General features: G+C 70.4%; 17 protein-coding genes and 2 pseudogenes. 8 read left to right on the forward strand and 11 right to left on the reverse strand.

Annotated elements, in window-relative coordinates:
* Positions 1–18: 18 nt before the first annotated feature.
* From ACIBJC_RS00990 to upp, 3 genes are read left to right on the forward strand one after another with little or no spacing between them, the layout of a single operon-like run.
* The gene (locus ACIBJC_RS00990) at positions 19–972 is read left to right on the forward strand and encodes a pseudouridine-5'-phosphate glycosidase (RefSeq protein WP_399285949.1); all 954 of its coding nucleotides are present in this window, start codon (positions 19–21) and stop codon (positions 970–972) included.
* Positions 969–2,900, forward strand: a complete 1,932-nt coding sequence (locus ACIBJC_RS00995; protein WP_399285951.1) for an HAD-IA family hydrolase — start codon at positions 969–971, stop codon at positions 2,898–2,900. Before ACIBJC_RS00990 ends, ACIBJC_RS00995 begins: the two co-directional genes overlap by 4 nt.
* A gap of 50 nt (positions 2,901–2,950) precedes the next feature.
* Positions 2,951–3,667, forward strand: a complete 717-nt coding sequence (upp, locus tag ACIBJC_RS01000) for a uracil phosphoribosyltransferase (RefSeq protein ID WP_399285953.1) — start codon at positions 2,951–2,953, stop codon at positions 3,665–3,667.
* Positions 3,668–3,724: 57 nt separating this feature from the next.
* On the opposite strand, the gene ACIBJC_RS01005 is transcribed toward upp, so the two are convergent.
* Complete coding sequence (locus ACIBJC_RS01005; protein WP_399285955.1) at positions 3,725–4,186, reverse strand: DUF6194 family protein; 462 nt, start codon at positions 4,184–4,186, stop codon at positions 3,725–3,727.
* Between the two features lie 63 nt (positions 4,187–4,249).
* Between ACIBJC_RS01005 and ACIBJC_RS01010 the strand changes: the two genes are divergently transcribed.
* Positions 4,250–4,963: a MerR family transcriptional regulator gene (locus ACIBJC_RS01010; protein WP_399285957.1), complete on the forward strand. Its 714-nt coding sequence runs from the start codon at positions 4,250–4,252 to the stop codon at positions 4,961–4,963.
* On the opposite strand, the gene sigJ is transcribed toward ACIBJC_RS01010, so the two are convergent.
* Positions 4,960–5,859 (reverse strand): RNA polymerase sigma factor SigJ, encoded by a 900-nt coding sequence (gene sigJ, locus ACIBJC_RS01015; RefSeq protein WP_399285959.1) that lies wholly within the window; start codon positions 5,857–5,859, stop codon positions 4,960–4,962. The genes ACIBJC_RS01010 and sigJ overlap by 4 nt on opposite strands.
* Before the next feature lie 102 nt (positions 5,860–5,961).
* Between sigJ and ACIBJC_RS01020 the strand changes: the two genes are divergently transcribed.
* Entirely contained in the window at positions 5,962–6,324 is a 363-nt protein-coding gene (locus ACIBJC_RS01020; RefSeq protein ID WP_399285961.1) for a hypothetical protein, read from the forward strand.
* A 2-nt stretch (positions 6,325–6,326) separates the two neighbouring features.
* Here ACIBJC_RS01020 and ACIBJC_RS01025 read toward each other — a convergent pair.
* A pseudogene (locus ACIBJC_RS01025) lies at positions 6,327–6,936 on the reverse strand (hypothetical protein); the annotation flags it as partial.
* Between ACIBJC_RS01025 and ACIBJC_RS01030 the strand changes: the two are divergent.
* Positions 6,932–7,201: pseudogene (locus tag ACIBJC_RS01030) on the forward strand (AAA family ATPase); the annotation flags it as partial. The pseudogenes ACIBJC_RS01025 and ACIBJC_RS01030 sit on opposite strands and share 5 nt — an antisense overlap.
* Positions 7,202–7,284: 83 nt before the next feature.
* Here the strand turns inward: ACIBJC_RS01030 and ACIBJC_RS01035 are convergent.
* From ACIBJC_RS01035 to ACIBJC_RS01065, 7 genes are all read right to left on the reverse strand, one after another.
* The gene (locus ACIBJC_RS01035; protein ID WP_399285963.1) at positions 7,285–8,751 is read right to left on the reverse strand and encodes a glucoamylase family protein; all 1,467 of its coding nucleotides are present in this window, start codon (positions 8,749–8,751) and stop codon (positions 7,285–7,287) included.
* A 193-nt stretch (positions 8,752–8,944) separates the two neighbouring features.
* The gene (locus ACIBJC_RS01040; protein WP_399285965.1) at positions 8,945–10,147 is read right to left on the reverse strand and encodes a glycoside hydrolase family 1 protein; all 1,203 of its coding nucleotides are present in this window, start codon (positions 10,145–10,147) and stop codon (positions 8,945–8,947) included.
* Positions 10,148–10,232: 85 nt separating this feature from the next.
* Positions 10,233–11,153: a carbohydrate ABC transporter permease gene (locus tag ACIBJC_RS01045; protein WP_399285967.1), complete on the reverse strand. Its 921-nt coding sequence runs from the start codon at positions 11,151–11,153 to the stop codon at positions 10,233–10,235.
* The gene (locus tag ACIBJC_RS01050) at positions 11,150–12,142 is read right to left on the reverse strand and encodes a carbohydrate ABC transporter permease (RefSeq protein WP_399285969.1); all 993 of its coding nucleotides are present in this window, start codon (positions 12,140–12,142) and stop codon (positions 11,150–11,152) included. The genes ACIBJC_RS01045 and ACIBJC_RS01050 overlap by 4 nt, the downstream gene beginning before the upstream one ends.
* Positions 12,143–12,147: 5 nt before the next feature.
* Complete coding sequence (locus ACIBJC_RS01055) at positions 12,148–13,392, reverse strand: sugar ABC transporter substrate-binding protein (RefSeq protein ID WP_399285971.1); 1,245 nt, start codon at positions 13,390–13,392, stop codon at positions 12,148–12,150.
* A 273-nt stretch (positions 13,393–13,665) separates the two neighbouring features.
* Complete coding sequence (locus ACIBJC_RS01060) at positions 13,666–14,721, reverse strand: LacI family DNA-binding transcriptional regulator (protein WP_399285973.1); 1,056 nt, start codon at positions 14,719–14,721, stop codon at positions 13,666–13,668.
* A 137-nt stretch (positions 14,722–14,858) separates the two neighbouring features.
* On the reverse strand, positions 14,859–15,824 hold the full coding sequence (locus ACIBJC_RS01065; protein WP_399285975.1) for an AraC family transcriptional regulator: 966 nt from the start codon (positions 15,822–15,824) through the stop codon (positions 14,859–14,861).
* Between the two features lie 105 nt (positions 15,825–15,929).
* Between ACIBJC_RS01065 and ACIBJC_RS01070 the strand changes: the two genes are divergently transcribed.
* The gene (locus ACIBJC_RS01070) at positions 15,930–16,913 is read left to right on the forward strand and encodes an NAD(P)-dependent alcohol dehydrogenase (RefSeq protein ID WP_399285977.1); all 984 of its coding nucleotides are present in this window, start codon (positions 15,930–15,932) and stop codon (positions 16,911–16,913) included.
* Here the strand turns inward: ACIBJC_RS01070 and ACIBJC_RS01075 are convergent.
* Positions 16,903–17,898 (reverse strand): cupin domain-containing protein, encoded by a 996-nt coding sequence (locus tag ACIBJC_RS01075; RefSeq protein ID WP_399285979.1) that lies wholly within the window; start codon positions 17,896–17,898, stop codon positions 16,903–16,905. The genes ACIBJC_RS01070 and ACIBJC_RS01075 overlap by 11 nt on opposite strands.
* An 82-nt stretch (positions 17,899–17,980) precedes the next feature.
* On the opposite strand from ACIBJC_RS01075, the gene ACIBJC_RS01080 reads away from it, so the two are divergent.
* Positions 17,981–18,817, forward strand: a complete 837-nt coding sequence (locus tag ACIBJC_RS01080) for an NAD(P)H-binding protein (protein WP_399285981.1) — start codon at positions 17,981–17,983, stop codon at positions 18,815–18,817.
* Positions 18,818–18,896 lie beyond the last annotated feature (79 nt).

The following is an 18,896-nucleotide window of genomic DNA, read 5'->3' on the forward strand; positions in this document are numbered from 1 at the left end:
CGACGAGAAGGACCTCCCATGACGATCCCCGCCCCCCGGCACCGTTCGGTGCCCCTGGTGTTCACCGACGAGGTGGCTGCCGCGCTCGCCGACGGCGACCCCGTGGTAGCCCTGGAATCGAACGTCATCACCCACGGGCTCCCGTACCCCGACAACGCTGCCACCGCCCGCAAGGTGGAGGACGCGGTACGGGCCGGCGGCGCCGTGCCCGCGACCATCGGCATCGACGACGGCCGCATCATGGTCGGGATGACCGACGGCGACATCGAGCGCTTCGCCGCCACCCCGGGCATTCCCAAGGTCAGCAGCAGGGACCTGGCGGCCGTCCTCGCCTCGGGCGGCACCGGCGCCACCACGGTCGCGTCCTCGCTGGTCGCCGCGGAACTGGCAGGCATCCCCTTCTTCTCCTCCGCCGGTATCGGCGGTGTCCACCGGGGCGCCGGGACCACCATGGACATCTCCTCCGATCTGATCCAGTTCACCCGCTCCAGGGTGGCGGTGGTCTGCGCCGGCGCGAAGAAGATCCTGGACCTCGGTCTGACGCTGGAGTTCCTGGAGACCCACTGCGTGCCCGTCATCGCCCACGGCTCCGACGACTTCCCCGCCTTCTACTGCCGCTCCAGCGGGCTGCGCGCCCCTCAGCGTCTGGACGACGAGACCCTGATCGCCCGTGCCGTCGAGACCCACTGGGCCCTGGGCAACCCCGGCGGCGTCCTCGTCACCAGCCCGACCCGGCCGGAGGACGCCATCGACGAACAGGACATCGAGGGGGCCATCGCCGACGCCCTGCGCGGCGCCGAGGCGGACGGTGTACGAGGCGGCGCCGTCACGAAGTACGTCATGCGCGCGGTGGACCGCGCCACCGAAGGACGCTCCGCACGGGCCAACACCGCCGTACTCATCCACACCGCGCAGATCGGCGGCCGGCTCGCGGCGGCCCACGCCCGGCTCCGACGAGAGGAAGACCAGTGACCACGACCCCGGTCGAGACCGTCCCGACAACGACTGCGACAGTTCCCGCCGGGACGGAGGAGACAGGACCGACCCGGGTCGCGATGTTCGACCTGGACGGAACCCTCGTCGACTCGCCCCGGGCGATCGTGGAGGCGTTCGCCGCCGCTTTCTGGGCGATGGGCCTCGCGCCCCGGGACCCGGCGGACATCCGGGCCACCATCGGCCTGCCCCTGGAGCAGGCCTTCGGGAAACTGCTGGGGGTACCGCAGGACGACCCCTCGGTCGCCGACGGCGTGGCCCGCTACCAGGAGGCGTTCCGCACCCTCATCCTCCCCCGCGCCCGCTCGCTGGTCTTCCCCGGCGTCCCCGAGGGCCTCGCCGAACTGCGCCGCCGGGGTGTCGTGGTGACGGTGGCCACGAGCAAGTTCCATGCCAGCGCCGACGCCCTGCTCACCGCCGCGGGCCTGCGCGACCACGTCACCACACTGGTCGGCGCCGACGACGTCACCCGCCCCAAGCCGCACCCCGAGTCGGGGCTGCTGATCCTCGGAGAGCTCGGCGCCCGGCCCGAGCACGCCGTGATGGTCGGCGACACCACCCACGACCTGAAGATGGCCACGGCGGCCGGCCTGGCGTCCGTGGCGGTCACCTACGGGGTCCACGAGCGGGCGGAACTGGAGACGGCCTCACCGACACACGTCGCCGACACGTTCGCCCAGGCCGTGGAGCAGATCCTCGCCGTCCTGCCGGCCGACGGCGGACCGGACGACACCCGCACCGTCGAGAGCCTCCTGGACGACAGCACGTACCACATCGAGTTCAACGGCCACCTCACCAACCACATCAAGCACGCCGTCGTCGCCCTCGCCGGCCTCGGTGTCGACCCCGGCCGGATCAAGGCCTACCACGACAACTACATCGCCCTCACCCCGTACGGCTGCCGCGTCGAGCCGGCCAGGCCTCCTCAGCGTGTGATCGACGACGGCAACTGGCTCGAACACCTCGGTCGGCGCGAGGACTTCGCCGCCTACTGCGCGTTCTTCGACCGGCGCGAACGGGAACTGGGCATGGCGGGCCTGCTGCGGCAGTACGTACCGCGCCTGCTCGCGGGCTGGGCCGGTGCGCTCCAGCACGCGACCATCCACCTGGGCTGGGCCCTGGACGCCGGCAACCGCCGCATGGCGATCGAGGGCATCGCCTACCTGGCCTTCGCGTACGTCGACTGCCATCCCGAGCGGGCCGTGCCCTCGGAAGCGCCCGGCACCGACCGGCCCGGGGACTCGCTGCTGAGCATCGCCCGCCACTGGGAGGAGAACGGGCCCCGGCTCGGCGCCTGGGTCGAGGACCTCGTCGGAACCACGAGCGCCGACATCCACCCCGAACTCCTGCGGTCCGGGCTGCAGTACCGGATCGCCCGGATGCTCGGCGAGGGCCACCCGCTGATGCACGGGACACCCTCCTGGATCGCCGCGCAGGACCCCGGCACCAGTTGGGACCAGCTCGCCTACCTCGTCACCGTTCTCTACCTGACCGAACCGGGAGACTTCCTCCTGCTGCACCTGGTCACCGCGCTTCACGCGATGCGGCACATCGCGGACGCCCTCCCCGCCGAGCAGCAGCGACGAGCGGTCGCGTGCTACTGGACCGGCATCCTCGGTGTGCTCTTCTCCCGGGGCCACTTCGTCGCCCCGGCGAAGCTGACCGCGATCGACAGCCTCTTCGACACCGCCCTGGACGACCTGGACGACCCGCGCTGGGCCCGGGAATGGGACTGGCACATCGCGCGGGCCGTGGAGGAGGAAGAGGAGCACAACGCCAAGCTCGTCTACGTGATGCGCGAGCTGTGGCGCGGCTCGGGCGGCAGGTCCGTGTACCGCGTCGCCGCCGGGCAGTTCACCACCACCCCGGAGCTCCCCGCCACCTTCGAGCAGCCCCCGGTCGACTGAACCGTCCCGCCCCGTCCTCCCCCGTCCCTCCCCCACTCCAGGAGTCACAGATGACCATCGCCACACAGCCCAGGACCGCTGCCGCGCACCCCACCACTGCCACGAGCACGTACCACCACCGCCTCGGCACGAGCGTCCACCTGCTCCCGCAGACCGACCAGTTGCGCGCCCTGCACACCGTCATCCGTGACCGCGACGCCCGCCGCGAGGACTTCGTCTTCTACGCCGGCCGGATCATCCGCCTGCTCACCGAGGCGGCCCTGAACCTCCTGCCCTTCGAGCCCTGCGACGTCACCACTCCCGTCGGCCGGACCTACCAGGGCCTGCGCTTCGCCGAGAACCTGGTCGGAGTGCCGATCGTACGTGCCGGGGAGAGCATGGAGGCCGAGCTGCGCGCCGTCGTCCCCGGCATCAGGATCGGCAAGATCCTCATCCAGCGCGACAGGACCACCAAGCAGCCGCGCCTGTACTACACGGCGTTCCCCGAGGACATCGCCACACGCCAGGTCCTCCTCCTCGACCCGATGCTGGCGACCGGCGGCACCGCCCTCGCGGCCATCGAGGTCCTGCGCGATCTCGGCGTTCCGGAGGAGCACATCGTCTTCGTCAACTTCATCACCTGCCCCGAGGGCATCGACGCCGTGGGCGAGCGCTACCCCGGGGTGCGGATCGTGACCTCCGCCATCGAGGAGGGACTCAACGAGAACGCCTACATGATGCCGGGCATCGGCGACTTCGGCGACCGCTACTTCGGAACGGACCGCTAGCGAGAAGTCGAGGGCCGCCGCCCCGGAGTGTCTCCGGGGCGGCGGCCCTCGTCCCTTTCAGCCCGTTCGTCGCTCATGGCGCGAACGTGCGAGGTGATGGGCCTTGCGGAGCAGCTCGGGGACCGCCTCCTCGGTCCGCCGGCCCGGATTCACCACCGCGAGCCAGCCGACGGAGCCGTAGACGGGGTGCGCGATCACAGCATCGGTGACGCTGGGGTCGTCGTCGACGGCTGGTTCGCGCGGCGCGTGGCCGGTCCAGTTGATGAACGATTCCTTCCCTGCGGCGATATTGACGCGGTACGTGTCCGGGCGGTCCAGGCGCGACCTCTCGTCGCCCGGCTGGTTCTTCGTCACGATCGTCGCGAACGGTTGAGTCGATTCCGGCATGACGCCCTCAGGGGAGTAGAAGAAGAACGTATCCCCCCAACTGATCTCCGGTGAGCCGTCACCGGGCTCCGGCCTGACCGCCAGGGCTCCATCCAGGTTCTCCACGAGGTCGATGATCTCTTCCATGGTCATGTGCTCAAGCGTTTCATTAAGGTGCTTGTGGAGACTTCGAGCTGGAAGACAAGGGAGTATCGGGTGTCAACTCTCAAGTCGGCTCTGCGCACGGTCGATGTGGCGCGGCGTGCCGGGTACTCCGTCCAGCAGGTACGCGATCTCGAACGCGACGGTGTCCTGCCGCCGGCCACGCGCTCGGCTTCGGGCTACCGGATCTACCGGGAGATCCACCTTCACTCCGCCCTGGCCTACCGGGCCCTGGCGGTCGGTACGGGGCCGATTGAGGCCAAGCGGATCGTTCGCGCGGTGCACGAGCGCCCGCTCCCGGACGTACTCGCGCTGCTCGACGCGGCACACGCCCGACTCGACCGGGAGCGTACGGACCTCCGGCTCGCCAAGGAGGCTGCGGCGGCGATCTCGGCGGAGCCGGTCGAAGACGTACGCCCATCGGATGCGATGAGCGTCTCCGAACTGGCCGCCGCGCTCGGGGTACGCCCGTCGACCTTGCGGCACTGGGACGCCGAGGGGCTTGCCGTTCCGGACCGGGTCTCCCCGAGAGACACGCGACGATACTCACCGGCCCAGACTCGGGACGCCCGGATCGTGCACCAACTGCGCGGCGCCGGGTACCGAATCGACCAGCTCCGGGCCCTGCTGCCGGACCTGCGGCGGGGACACCGTTCGGAAGACATCGAAGCCGCGCTGGCGGCCCGGGACGACAGCATCACGGCTCGCTCCCGCGCCCTCCTCGACGCCGGCGCCGCACTCAGCGCGGTCCTCGGCGCCACTGTCTAGCCGTCCCACCCCCACGCCCGCAGCTTCTCCGGATTGCGGACCACCCAGATCCGGGTGACACGGCCATCGACGACATCGAACGAGGCCACGGTCAGGACGGCGCCCGCCCGCCGGGCCACCAGACCCGGCACGCCGTTGACCGACCGCTCCAGGAGTTCGAGCCCCGGCGCCCTGTCGGCGATGGCGACCATGTACTGGGCGATGCGCGCACCGCCTTCGATCGGGCGTAGGGCGGTGCCGACCAGGCCGCCGCCGTCGGCGGTCATCACGGCGGCCGGGTCGAGGAGGTCGACGAGGGCCGCGATGTCCTTGGTCTCCCATGCCTCTTTGACATGCCGGACCGCGTCGGCCTGCCCGGCCGCCGTCACCGGAGCCCGCGCGACGCGTACCCGCCGCCGGGCGGAGGCCGCGAGCTGTTTGCAGGCCGCGGGGGTCCGGCCGACGATGCCGGCGATCTCGGCGAAGGGGTACCGGAAGACGTCGTGCAGGACGAACGCCACCCGCTCGGCGGGTGTCATCGACTCCAGGACGACGAGGAAGGCCATGGTCACCGATTCGTCCAGGACCATCTGGTCGGCGGGGTCGGTGCCATGGCCGTGGTCCCACTCGGCGTGGTCGGGCAGCGGATCGGGCAACCACACGCCGACATAGCGTTCACGCCGGGCCCGCGCCGAGCCGAGCACGTCCAGGCAGATGCGGCCGGTCACCGTGGTCAGCCAGGCGCCGGGGGACACGATCTCGTCCCGCCGACTCGGCGGCAGCGCGTACCAGCGCGCGTAGGCCTCCTGCACGGCGTCCTCGGACTCGGCCAGCGAACCGAGCAACCGGTAAGCGACATTGATCAGTTGGCGCCGCTCACCGGTCACCTCATCGGTACTCGTCCCCGCCGTCCCCATACCCCCGGCCGCCCCCTCGCCTTACCTTTCGCAGGCCCGCGTCGTCGGGCTGGTGAGACCTTATCGACCTACTGCCCCCGGGCGGGAAAAGGGGACCGCGGCATGGCAACCCAGGTGACGGCACAGCACCGCTTCTCGTTTCTGCAGATCGCCATCGCCCTGCAGACCCTGACCATCTTCCTTCAAGCGATCTCCGCCGGACTGCTGCTGACCTCGTCCTACGGAGAGACGCTGCACAGCGTCGGAGCCCGCGTGATGTACGGGGCGTCGATGCTGTACGTGCTCGCCGCGGTGCTGGCGTGGAAGCCGGGCGGCGGCTCGCTCCGGCCCGTCCGGTACGCGTCCGGCTTCCTCGTCCTCGCCTCGGTCCAGGTCGTGGTCGGCATCGCGCACGTACCGTCGGTCCATCTCCCCCTGGGCGTCCTGATGTTCGGCCTGAGCGTGCTGGCGCTGGCGCGGCGCTGATGTCAGTGGCCGACGACGCCGGAGAGTTCGTTCGTGCCCTTCGGCAGCGTCACCGACGTGATCTTCCCGCCGGACTCGATGTCGACGGCGTGCACCGTGCGCTTGCCCGGTTCCCAGACGTACGCGGTGTGGTCACGGACGAAGAGCGTGGGCCTGGCCTGCTGCCGGTCCAGCGGCTCCTGCCATGTGTCCACGACGGGGATCTTCTTCTCGACCGTGCCGGTCTTCGGGTCGATGACGTGAAGGGTGCCGTCGGTGCCGAGGACGAGTGCCTCGCCATGGGGTCCACGGCCGAGCGAGCGGAAGGAGTAGCTGGTGCCCAGGTCGACCAGGCGCAGCTTCGCGGTTTCGGTGTCGATGAGGGAGATACGGGTCGGCCGTTCCAGTTCGGCGTCCGGGTCGGACGTGTAGTCGCCCAGGAGGATCGGTGAGGCGTCGCTTCCGGCCTGGTTGCCGATACGGCCGTAGTCGTCGGGGGGCGTCGGCCTTGGTGAACTCGCCGTCCTTGTAGATCAGGACGCCGTCCTCGCAGCCGACGCCGACGGCCTCGCCCTGGGCGGCGGCTTCGCCGTGGACGCCGGGGCACTTCTCGTTGCGTTCGATCTCCTTGTTGCAGGGGCTGGCCCAGGAGTCGGACCTGCTGCTGCTGGACGAGCCCACCACGGGGCTCGCCCCCGAGGCCAGGGAACGCATAGCGACACTGCTGACGGACCTGGTCGACGACGGCGTGACCGTCGTCCACGCCACACACGACCTCGACGCCGCCCGCTCGGCCGACGCCTGCCTCCTGCTCCGCGACGGCCGTCTGGTCGGCCGAGGGGACCCCGAGCGGCTCCTCACCCCCGCCACGCTCGCCCGGGTCTGGCAACCGGCCTGAGGCACCACCGCCCCCGGTCGCCGGAAGGATTCGGCGACCGGGGGCTCCCCGTCCGGGTCCGCGCGTCAGCGGGTCCGCGCACGTCAGATGGAGAACCGCTCCTTCGCGAGCAGCGGACGCACCCGGGTGTGGAAACCGCCGGTACGGAAGGGGCGTTGCAGGAGGCCGGGCCGGATCGCCTGTGCCAGTGCCGCCGCGATCATGCCCTGGTCGAGCGCCAGTACGAAGTCGCTGACCCGGCCGGTGGAGACGTTGACGGAGTCACGGAAGCCGTAGCCGTCGTGGTAGGCGCCGAAGTCGCGGTCCAGCGCGTTCAGGTTGGCGATCGCCTCGCGGGGCGCGTACGGCAGGGCGAGGAAGGAGGCGTGCGGGGTGACCACCCCGTTGGTGAACGCGGACGGCGGCGGAAGCGGCGCGCCGTCCGTGGTGTACGTCCGGTCGGTGTTGGAGGCGTATCCGTCGACCTGCATGCCGAGCGCGTCGACCCCGTACTCCTGGTACCCGCCCTCGGGGATGTTGGCCGGGGAGAAGCCCCAGTATCCGTACCGCGCCTCTTCCAGGCCGTGTTCGATCTGGCCGCGGACGTACCGGTGGTGGGTGAGGCCCCAGGAACGCGGCGACCACTCCGGCTCCGGGACGAACAGCGGCACCATCAGCGCCTCGAACATCGAACCGCCCCAGCTCGGGACGAGCGCGCGGCCGCGGTGTGTGTAGTGCCCCTGCCAGACGCGGACACCGTCCATGACCGTGTGACCGCCCCGCGGGCGTTGTTCCTGCTCGTGCTCCGGGAGCATGGTGCGCAGCAGGTGCCAGTAGTGGTCCGCGGGCAGTGAACCGTCCGCGATGCCGAGGTAACTCGCCATACGGGGCTCGGTGTTGAGAGCGCCGTAGTGGTGGGCCGTCGGCTCCTCGGTGTCGGTCCAGAAGCCACCGCGCAGTTGCCCCGGTCCGGCGACGGGGTCGGCGGGGTCGTACGGGGTGTAGTAGTACGACCAGTCGGCCGTGGCCAGCAGGCGGGCGATCCGGGGGCGCAGCGCGGGCGCGGCGTCGGCGGCGACGCGCAGTCCGGTGATCAGCCAGGCGTTGTCGACGGAGGAGAGGAAGGGGCGGACCGGGGCGCCTGTTCCCGGCCACTCGGTCAGGACGGAACCGTCGTGCGCGTCGTACCAGTTGAGCCAGAAGCCGTGGGGGCGCTCCAGCTTCTCGACGGCCCGTACGGTGCGGGTCAGGCGGCGTTCCATGGTGGTGCGGTCGATCACGCCGAGGCCGGCGGCGGCGACGGTCGACCAGAGGCCGCAGCCGATGTTGGTCGGCGAGGTCTGGCGGGAGAGTACGGGACCGCCCGCGCCGCTGAGGTCGATCTTGTCGACGGCGAGACCGAGGTCGGTGGTCATCGCCTCGATGGAGCGGTAGGTGTCGCGGAACCAGCGCAGCAGATGGGGTGCGGCGGCGTTCCGCGCGGCGGGCGCGGCGAGTGCGGAGGGGGCTGAGGCGGCGCCGAGGGACAGAGCGGCGGCTCCGCTCCCGGTGAGAAACGTACGACGGTCCATGACGATCCAGCTCCTGGTGGCAGAAGGGGATGGGGAAGTTCCGTGGCGTGCGCGGTGTGTTGCGGTGCCGTGCGATGCGGTGCGATGCGGTGCGATGGGAGCGTGCGGCGGCGCGGCCCGGGTCGTTGATGGACCCGGGCCGTGCCGTACGGGCGGGAGCCGTACGGCGGCGGCTCCCGGTCGGTGGCCGGAGTCAGCCGGCGGTCCGAGGGAGTGTGCGGGTGCGGCCCATCGCGCCCAGCCAGGTGGCGGACGGCTTGGGCAGCCGCTCGAAGGTCTCCGGGTCCCAGCCGATCAGGCCGAACGTGGGCTTGTAGGAGCCCCATTCGTAGTTGTCCAGTGCGCTCCAGGCGAGGTAGCCCTCGATGCGCAGGCCGTCCTGGAGGGCGGCGGCGACCTCGTTCAGCGCGCCGGTGTAGTAGTCGATCCGGCGGTCGTCGTCCCCGGTCGCGATGCCGTTCTCGGTGACGATCAGCGGCATGCCGGGGCCGGCGACCTCGGCGGTGTGGCGCAGCGCGTGGCCCACCGCCGACGGGTAGTACTCCCACTGCGTGAGGGTGCGCTCGGCGTCGTCGGCGGTGGGGATCGGGCCGTCGGCGCCGATCCTGGTCCGGGTGTAGGACTGCACACCGATCCAGTCGTCGCCGCGGGCGGCCTCGATGAAGATGTCCTCGCGGGGGTGCCGGTAGGCCGCGGTGACCTCTTCGGCGCCGGGCAGCGCCTGGTAGACCTGGTTGGCGATGGTCCAGCCGACCTGGATGTCCGGGTTGATCGCCCTGACCTCCTTGACGGCCGCGTGGTGCGCGGCGATCACGGCGTGGGTGGTCTCCTCGTCCGGGGTCGGCAGCCCGGCGGGCGGGAAGCCGATGTCGCCGCGTTTGGCCTGGCCCGCCATGACGGCGATCATGTTGGGCTCGTTGATGGTGCAGACGTGGCCGACGCCCTCGGCGATGACGGGCGCGCAGGCGGCGACGTACCGGGCGAAGAGTTCGGTGGCGCCGTCGGCGGTGAAGCCGCCGCGCTCCTCGAACCACTGCGGCACGGTGAAGTGGTGGAGGGTGACCATCGGGCGCAGGCCGCGTTCGGCGGCGCCCTCGACCATGCGGCGGTAGTGGGCGAGTTCGGCGCGGGAGAACCGGCCCTCGGCCGGCTCGATGCGCGCCCACTCGATGGAGAAGCGGTAGTCGGTGAAGCCGAGTCCGGCCAGCACGTCCATGTCCTCGCGCCAGCGGTGGTAACTGTCGCAGGCGTCCAGGCTGGGCTCCTGGATGTGGGTGCCCGCGGTGTGTTCCTTGACCCACCAGTCGCTGTTGGTGTTGTTGCCCTCGATCTGGTGGGCGGCCGTGGAGGCGCCCCACAGGAAGCCTTCGGGGAACGGGACCTGGGTGTGCGTCATCGCGAAATGTCTTTCCGGTGCGTGGAGGGTGCGTGGCGGGTGTGAGAAGGGGGGCGCGGGAACGTACGCGTGGGGCGCGGGAGGGCTACTTCATGCCCGCCGTGGCGATGCCCTGCGTGAAGTGCCGCTGGAGGGCGATGAACACCACCAGGACCGGCAGCACGATCAGGAAGGAGCCGGCCATCAGCATGCCGTTCGAGCCTCCCGCCTTGTTGGGGTCGGTGGCGAATGTGGCCAGGGCGACCGGCAGGGTGTACTTGCCGGGATCGTTGGTCGCGATGAGCGGCCAGACGAAGTTGTTCCAGGAACCCAGGAACGTGAAGATCGAAAGCGTCGCCAGGGCGGGCTTGACCAGGGGCATCACGATCCGCCAGAAGATGTACCACTCACCGGCGCCGTCCATCCGGGCCGCTTCCAGCAGCTCGTCCGGGATCGACTGCATGAACTGCCGCATCAGGAAGACCCCGAAGGCTCCGGCGGCGAACGGCAGCACCAGTGCGGCGTACGAGTCGATCAGACGCATCTTGCTCATCAGCACGAAGAGCGGGAGCAGCATCAGGTTGCCGGGCACCATCAGGGCGCCGAGCACCAGCCCGAAGATCTTGTCGCGGCCGGCGAAGTTCAGCTTGGCCAGGGCGTACCCGAGCATGGAGCAGAACACCAGGTTCGACACGGTCACGAGGACCGCCACGATCACCGAGTTCATGAAGTGGAGCGGCAGGTCGAGCTTGTCGAGCAGATCCCGGAAGTTGTCCAGGGTCCACTCGGTCGGGATCCATACGGGCGGGCTGGCGGTCAGCTCGCCGGGTGTCTTGAAGGCGGACAGGGCCATCCACAGGAACGGCGCCGACACGACGAGCAGTCCGAGTGTGAGCAGCGCGTAGACCAGGACGCGCTTCACGGACCGGGGACGGCGGCCGGAGGGCGGGCCCGGCCGGTCCCGCTCGGGGGGCCCGGGCTGTGACGGCGCCGTCGCCACGGCGCCCGGTGCACTGGTGGCGCTCATTTCGTGTTGTCCTTCAGCAGTCGGAGCTGAAGCACCGTGATGCCCATGATCACTACGAAGAGGACATACGCCATGGCGCTCGCATAGCCCATGTGGAAGAAGTTGAAGCCCTCGCGGTACATGTTCAGCGACACGGTGAGTGTGGAGTCCGAGGGCCCGCCCTGCGTCATCACGAACGGCTCCTCGAAGACGTTGAGGTAGCCGATGGTGGTGATGACCGTGGCGTAGAGCAGGGTGGGCCGCAGCAGCGGGACGGTGATCCGGCGGAACTCCTGCCACATCCCCGCGCCGTCCAGCCGCGCCGCCTCCCGTACCTCGGTGGGGACCGCCTGGAGCCCGGCGATGAGGAGCACCATGACCGTGCCCAGGTTGCGCCAGACCGCCATCGCGATCATCGAGGGCATGGCCAGGGTTTCCGAGCCGAGGAAGTCCGGTGCGGTGAGACCTACTTCGGAGAGGAGACCCGCGATGAGCCCGTCGCTCGGATCGAGCACGAACCGCCAGACCACGGCGACCGCGACGATGGTGGTGACCACCGGGGCGTAGAAGCCGACGCGGAAGAAGGTGCGTGCCCGGTCGATGCCGTTGTTCAGCAGGACCGCGACGACCAGTCCGAGGAGGACGGTCAGCGGGACACCGACGACCACGAAGTACGCCGTGTTGAAGAGCGACGTGAGGAACTTGTCGTCGTTGAAGAGGTTGACGTAGTTCTCGAAGCCGATGAACTCCGCGTCCAGCGGACGTGTGACGTTGCGCAGCCCGAAGTCGGTGAAGCTCATCGCCAGCGTGGCGAGGATCGGGACGGCCATGAAGACGAGGAAGAGAACCAGGAAGGGGGTGGAGAACAGCCAGCCGGCCAGGTTCTGCACGCCCATCGAGGACTTCCGGCGCCTTGGCGACCCTCCGGGCCCGCCGGCCGGGGCCGCGGGCGCCCCCGTCCCGGCCCGTACCCGGGCCGCCTGTGCGGCCTTTCCGGTCGTGGTGCTCATGGCGCCTACTTCACGAGCCCTTCGATCTGGGACTGCGCGGTCTTCAGCGCGTCCTCGGCGGACGCCTTGCCCTGCGTCACCTTGGCGATGGCCTGGTCGACCTTGTCGGTGATCTCCGTCCACTCGGCAGACGACGGGGCGGACTTGGCGGTGTCCATCTGCTTCTTGAAGACCCGGAGGTTCGTGTCGTCGGCGAGGTCGCCGGAGGTCCAGGCGGAGGTGTTGGCCGGCAGGTCCTTGGTGCGCTTGTACCAGTCGGCCTGGCCCTTGGTGTCCGTCAGGTACGTGATGAAGCGTGTCGCCGCGGCCTTGTGCTCACTGTCCTTCGAGATCACGAGGGAGGAACCGCCGGCCATCGAGACGGAGGACGCGTCGGCGGGCACGTTGGCCACCGCCCACTTGCCCGCGATCTGCGGCTGGCCCTCGTTCAGCAGGGTGACGTGCCAGGGTCCCCCGAAGAACATCGGGACCCGCCCGTTGCCGAAGTCCTTCACCACGTCGTAGCCCGGCTGCACGGACTTGTTCGACAACCCCTTGTCGAAGTACGAGCCGTACTCCTTGAGCGCCCTGACCGCCTGGGGGCTGTCGATGACCGCCTCGCCCTTGTCGTCGACGATCTCGCCGCCGGCCGAGTAGAGGAAGGAGTAGAAGTTCTGCACGGTGTCCAGGCCGCTGGGCTGGATGGACAGGCCCCACTTGGTGCCGGCCTTCTGCTGGTACGCGGTGGCGAGGTCCCGCAACTCCTTCCAGGTGGCCGGGGCCTTGTCGATCCCGGCCTTCTCGGCCAGGTCGGTGCGGTAGTAGAGGACGCGGGTGTCGACGTACCACGGCACGCCGTACGCCTGGCCGTCCACCTCGCCCTGCTGCCAGCCGGAGGGGAAGAAGTCCTTCTCGTCGAAGGTCTTGGTGTCGACCGGTTCCAGCACACCGAGTTCCGCGAACTCGCCCAGGTAACTGCCCCCCATCTGCGCCACGTCCGGCAGAGTGCCGGCGGCGGCCGCGGAGACCAGCTTCTGGTGGGCGACGTCCCAGCCGACCGGAGTCACCTTGACGGTGACGTTCGGGTGGGCCTCGGTGTACTCCTCGGCCACCTCCGCGAGCTTCTCGCCCTCGGCCCCCATGGCCCAGACGGTGATCGTCTGCTTCGCGTCCGCGGCGACGTCACCGCCGCCCGACCCGCCGCATGCGGTGATGCCGAAGGCGAGAGCGACTGCGATACCGGCCGAGACGGTTCTGGCGGTGCGGGACATGGAGGGCTCCTCCTTGAGCAATCCGGATGTATGCGCTGCCTGTAAGCGCATACATCACTCTGCGCCAGGTGGCCGGAAATACGCAAGAGGCTGCTGGGTCACACTCGTGCAACGCGAAGAACACTGGGCGGACACCGCGCACACCAGGCACACGGGCCGCGACGACACGCGTGACCGGCACACACCGCTGGGAGGCGGGGGCATCGCCAGGCGATGGACGCCACCGGGAAATGGCGGGCGACCCGGCGGCTCGGCCGGGGTGCCGCGGCTCCGTCAGCCGCAGCCGCAGCTCGCGCGCCGGACGAGGGAGACCGGCAGCGTCAGCGAGACCGGGGCCCGGTCGCCGTCACCCAACCGCTGGACCAGCAACTCCACGGCCTGCTCGCCGAGGTGGCGGATCGGCTGCCGTACGGTGGTCAGCGCCGGTTGCACGATCCGGCCCAGCGGAATCCCGTCGAACCCGGTCACCGCGATGTCCTCGGGGACCCGCACACCACGCCGGTCCAGTGCGCGCAGCGCGCCCACCGCCATCTGGTCGTTCGCGAAGAGCATCGCCTCCGGCCGGTCGCCCGCCCGGTCCAGCAACGCCTCGGCGGCCCGCGCGCCCTCGGCCCGGGTCATCATCCCGACCCGCAGGTCGGGCGCGTCCGGCACCGGCAGTCCCGCCTCTCCGCACGCGTCCCGGAAGCCGGAGAACCTGGCCTCCGCGTCCGGGGAGTCGACATCGCCGCCGACGAACGCGAGCCGGCGCAGCCCGTGGTCCTCGATGAGATGGCGGGCGAGCGCCCGCTCGCCGTCGGCGTTGGCGACCATGATGTGGTCCAGGTGGTCGATCTCGCGCGGCCCGGCGAGCATCACGATCGGCAGCCGGCTCGAAATCACTTCGAGGTCCTCGGTCGGTACGGTCCGCGCGAGGACGGCGAAGCCGTCGACCCGCCCCGCGACCTTCGCGACCAGGCTCTCGGGGCCGCCCTCCAGCGACGCGGCGATCAGCAGCGCGTAACCGTGCCGCCGTGCCGCCCGCTCCATACCGCGGATGATCTGGTCGGAGTACAGCATCACCGCGTCGTCGGCGTCGCCCTCCGCCTCCGCGTCGGCCTCGGCGTCGGGATCGGCGTAGTCGGGGAAGCAGAGGCCGAGCACACCGGTGGTGCGGCTGGCCAGGCCCCTGGCGCTCCCACTGGGTACGTAACCCAGCTCGCGGGCCGCCGCCAGGACCCGCTCACGGGTCTTGGCCCGCACCGATCCGGGGTTGCGGTAGACCCGCGAGACCGTGGCGATGGAGACGTCCGACCGCTCGGCGACGTCGTAAACCGTGGGGGCGCTCACTCGACCGACCGTCCGCTTCTTCCGCCGTACCCGGGTACGCGCTGGTGCCTGTCACCGAACCGCTATGAAAGCGCATTCATCCTAGATCGCCGGTCGTACGGCGAGCAAGGCCACCCCGCGCGGCGCGGCATCGCACCTCAGCCCGACGGAATGTCCCCGGCCTGGGAGCGTCGAGTTCCGGACAGGGCACCCTGGTCCGCGCACTGCCGCCAGGCTCCGGGAGCGACGCCCTCCCTGCGCAGAAACGCACGGCTCAGCGCGGTACCGGTGTCATAGCCGACTCTGACGGCGATCTCCTGAACACTCAGCGGTGTCTCCCGGAGGAGGGTCTTCACCCGGTACATGCGCCACGACGCGAGATAGCCCAGCGGTGTGTCCCCCGCTTTCTCCTTGAACAACGCGGCGAACGCCGAACGTGACATTCCCGCCTTGCGTGCGAGTGCGTCGACCGTCCACGGATGGGCCAGGTCCGCGTGCATCTCCCGCATGGCGACGGAGAGCCGTGGCTCCCGCAGTGCGGCGAGCCACCCGATGGCGCCGCCGCCCGCCTCCGCACAACAGGCGCGCAGCGCCTGGACGAACAACACGTCGGACAGCCGGCTCATGACGAAGCCGGCACCGATCCCGCTCGCCGCGCTCTCCTGGGCGATGAGGTCGAACGTGGCGCGCAGGAGTTGACCGGCCGTGTCGTCCAGGCTCAGCCGGAACAACGGCGGCAGGAGTGCGAACAACGGCTCGGACGCCACGGCGTCGAAAGCGAACCGACTGGAGATGATCTCGGTCATCTCGCCATCGCCCCCGGCCCGCGCCGAGTTGCCGGGCGCCCGGGCGAACACTCCGTCGCAGTCGACGACATCGCTGCCCGTCTCGTCCTGGAGCGTGAAGTTCACGCCGGCCCGGACCAGGAAGCAGTCGTTCGTCTTCAGACGGAGGGGCCGGTCAAGGGGGCTCGCGGTCAGCCAGCAGGATCCGCGGGAGATCAGGACCAATCTGGCGAGGTGCCGGGAAGGGAACGAGATACCCCACGGCGCGTATGCCTCCACCCGTACGTACCGAGAGTTCTCGATCTTCATCGTGGTGAGGAGGTCGTCGATCGGATCCATGCTTCTCCTGGACGATGTGCACCAAATCCTGGACGCGAGAATACATTCCGTCCAGCGACCCGCCCCTACCGTGAAGATGTCGGATCCACGGACGAAGGACGGGCCATGCGGATATTCCAGATGAACGGTGACGGCGGCCCGGTCGCCCCGGCGGAGCGTCCGGTGCCGGTTCCGTCGGCGGGCGAGGTGCTCGTACGAGTGAAGGCGAGTTCGCTCAACGCACGCGATCTGCTCATCGCGAACGGAACGTATCCGGTCGCTGTGCCCGCGGGGCGTATCCCGCTCTCCGACGGCGCGGGCGTCGTCGAGGCGGTCGGGGACGGGGTCTCGCGGTTCCGCGTCGGGGATCGCGTCATGAGCACCTTCCACCCGACCTGGCTCTACGGTTCGTTCCCCGAGTGGGGTGAGCTGTACGGGGTGCACCGCGACGGATGGCTCACCGAGTACATCGCCGTCGACGAACAGAGCGTGGTCGGTGTGCCGGAGCATCTGTCCTTCGAGGAAGCGGCCACGCTTCCGTGCGCCGCGCTCACGGCGTGGTCGGCCGTGTCCGGGGTCGGTGCGGGCGATGTACTGCTCGTCCAGGGATCGGGCGGCGTGTCCGTCTTCGCGCTGCAGTTCGCCCGTCTGGCCGGCGCACGCGTGCCGGCCACGACGTCCAGTGCCGAGAAAGCCCGACGCCTTGGCGCTCTCGGCGCGTCCGAGGTCGTCGACTACAGCACGCCCGAGTGGGGTGCCCAGGTACGGGCGCTCACCGGCGGCCACGGTGTCGATCTCGTGGTCGAGATCGGCGGCGCCGGAACGATCTCCCAGTCGATCGCCGCCGTCGCCTACGGCGGGCGCATCTCCCTCGTCGGCAATCTCGCCTCGGGCGGCGGCATGGACCTGACGCGGTTCTTCCGACGTGGCGCGACGCTCAGAACGATCACGGTCGGCAGCCGGAGCGACCTCGAACGGATGAACCGGGTCATCAGCCGGCACCGGCTACGGCCCGTGGTCGACCGTGTCTTCCCGTTCGACGAGACACCGGACGCGTTCTCCTCCTTCGCGAAGGGACCACGCTTCGGCAAGGTCGTCATCAGCCACTGACGGCCTCCTCCGGCAGAGGCGGGCCGGTCAGGCCGGTCGGCCGCTCGGGAACGACCGTGCCGGTGCGCCGGAACTCGCTCGGGCTGACGCCTCGGATCCGTTTGAACGCCGCACTGAACGCGAACGCGTCGGAGTAGCCCACGGCGCGGGCGATCTCGGCGACGGTCGTCGCCTCGCGCTCGGCCAGCAGGTCCGCCGCGAGGGTCATGCGCCAGCGGGTGAGGTAGGTCAGCGGCGGTTCGCCGACCAGGTCGGCGAACCGCTTGGCCAGTGTGGAACGCGACACCCCGGTCCGGTCGGCCAGCGAGGAGATCTTCCAGGGCGCCGCCGGTTCGGCGTGCAGCAGGCGCAGCGCGTCGCCGACCACCGGGTCCCGCTGGGCGGCGTACCAGGCCGGGGGCCGGCCACCGGGCCGGTCGAAGTACTCGCGTATCGCGCAGACCAGCAGCCAGTCCAGCAGCCGGTCCAGGACCACCTGTTGGCCCGGTGTGTCGGCGGCGGCCTCGGCGGCGAGGTGGTCCATCACGGGGTCGGTGCCGCCGCCGGAAGCCACCCGCAGGACGACGGGCAGCGCGTCCAGCAGCCTGCGGCTGATCTCGCCGCGCACCGGGTAGGCGCCGACGATCAGCGTCGTCGCACCGTCACCGCAGTCGTCACGGCTGTCGTTCCAGCCGAGCCGGTGCCGGGTTCCGCCCTGCTCGGGCGTCGCGCAGTCCTCGCCGCAGGCGATCGGTTCGGCCCGGGTGCCGACCTCGTCGACGAAGGTGAACGGATCGGGGCCCCGCACGATGACCGTCTCGCCGGCGCTGAGGTGTTCGGGCGGGCGGTGCTCCGGCACGATCCAGCCGGCCCCGCCGAGGACGGTGCACAACGTCAGTGGCGCGCCGTCCACGAAGTGCAGCGCCCAGGGCGGGGACAGGGTCGAGGTGCCGAACAACGAGCCGTGGGCCCGCATCCCGCGGAAGAGGTCACCGAACGCGTCCATTCCGCCGAGGTTAGACGATGGCACATGCGATCCGGCTTTTCACCCATGGATTCGTCCGAGCGGGTGCCGTTGAATCATCGGCATGAGCAACGAAACCACCCTTGTCCTCGGCGCCACCGGCAAGACCGGCCGGCGGGTCGCCGCCCGGTTGCGGCTGCACGGCACACAGGTGCGCGCCGCCTCCCGATCCAGCCGTACCCGCTTCGACTGGTCCGACCCCGACGGCTGGGATGCCGTCCTGCGGGGCATCAGCACCGTCTACGTGGTGCCCCCGCCCGTGCCCGGACCGGTGCACGCGTTCGTGGCGCGGGCCGAGGCCGCCGGCGTACGGCGTCTGGTCCTGCTCTCCGGGCACGGCGCCGACACCTGGGGCGACTCCCCGTTCGGGCTGGACATGCGCTCGGCCGAGGAGGCCGTGCGCGGCTCGGCGCTGGAGTGGACCGTTCTGCGTGCTTCGAACTTCAACCAGAACTTCGACGAGGACCTCTTCCACGCCCCGCTGGTCGCCGGCGAGTTGGTGCTCCCTGCCGGTTCGGTCCCCGAGCCGTTCATCGACCTGGAGGACGTCGCCGACGCCGCGGCCACGGTACTGGCCGAGCCCGGCCGGCACGCCGGACGGATCTACGAACTGACCGGGCCGCGCGCACTGACCTGGGCCGAGGCCGTCGTGCTGATCTCCCGGGCGTCCGGGCGGCCCATCGCCTACCGGCAGGTTTCCCCCGCCGAGTACACCGCGGCGCTGGTCAAGGAGGGCTGGGGCGAGGACGACGCCCACCACGTCGCCGAAATGTTCGTGCTGATGGAGCGCGGGGTACTCGCCGAAACGACGGACGGTATCGCCACCGTGCTGGGGCGTGCGCCCCGGACCTTCGAGGACTATGTCGTGCGGGCCGCGGCAGCGGGAGTCTGGCGGCCATGACCCCTCCGGCGGCCGGTCGAGAAGCCATGGCCCTGCCCGGGATCCGGCGAACCGTCCCGCTCGGCCCGGGCCCTTCACC

Source organism: Streptomyces sp. NPDC050509, assembly GCF_044457965.1.
Taxonomy (GTDB): domain Bacteria; phylum Actinomycetota; class Actinomycetes; order Streptomycetales; family Streptomycetaceae; genus Streptomyces.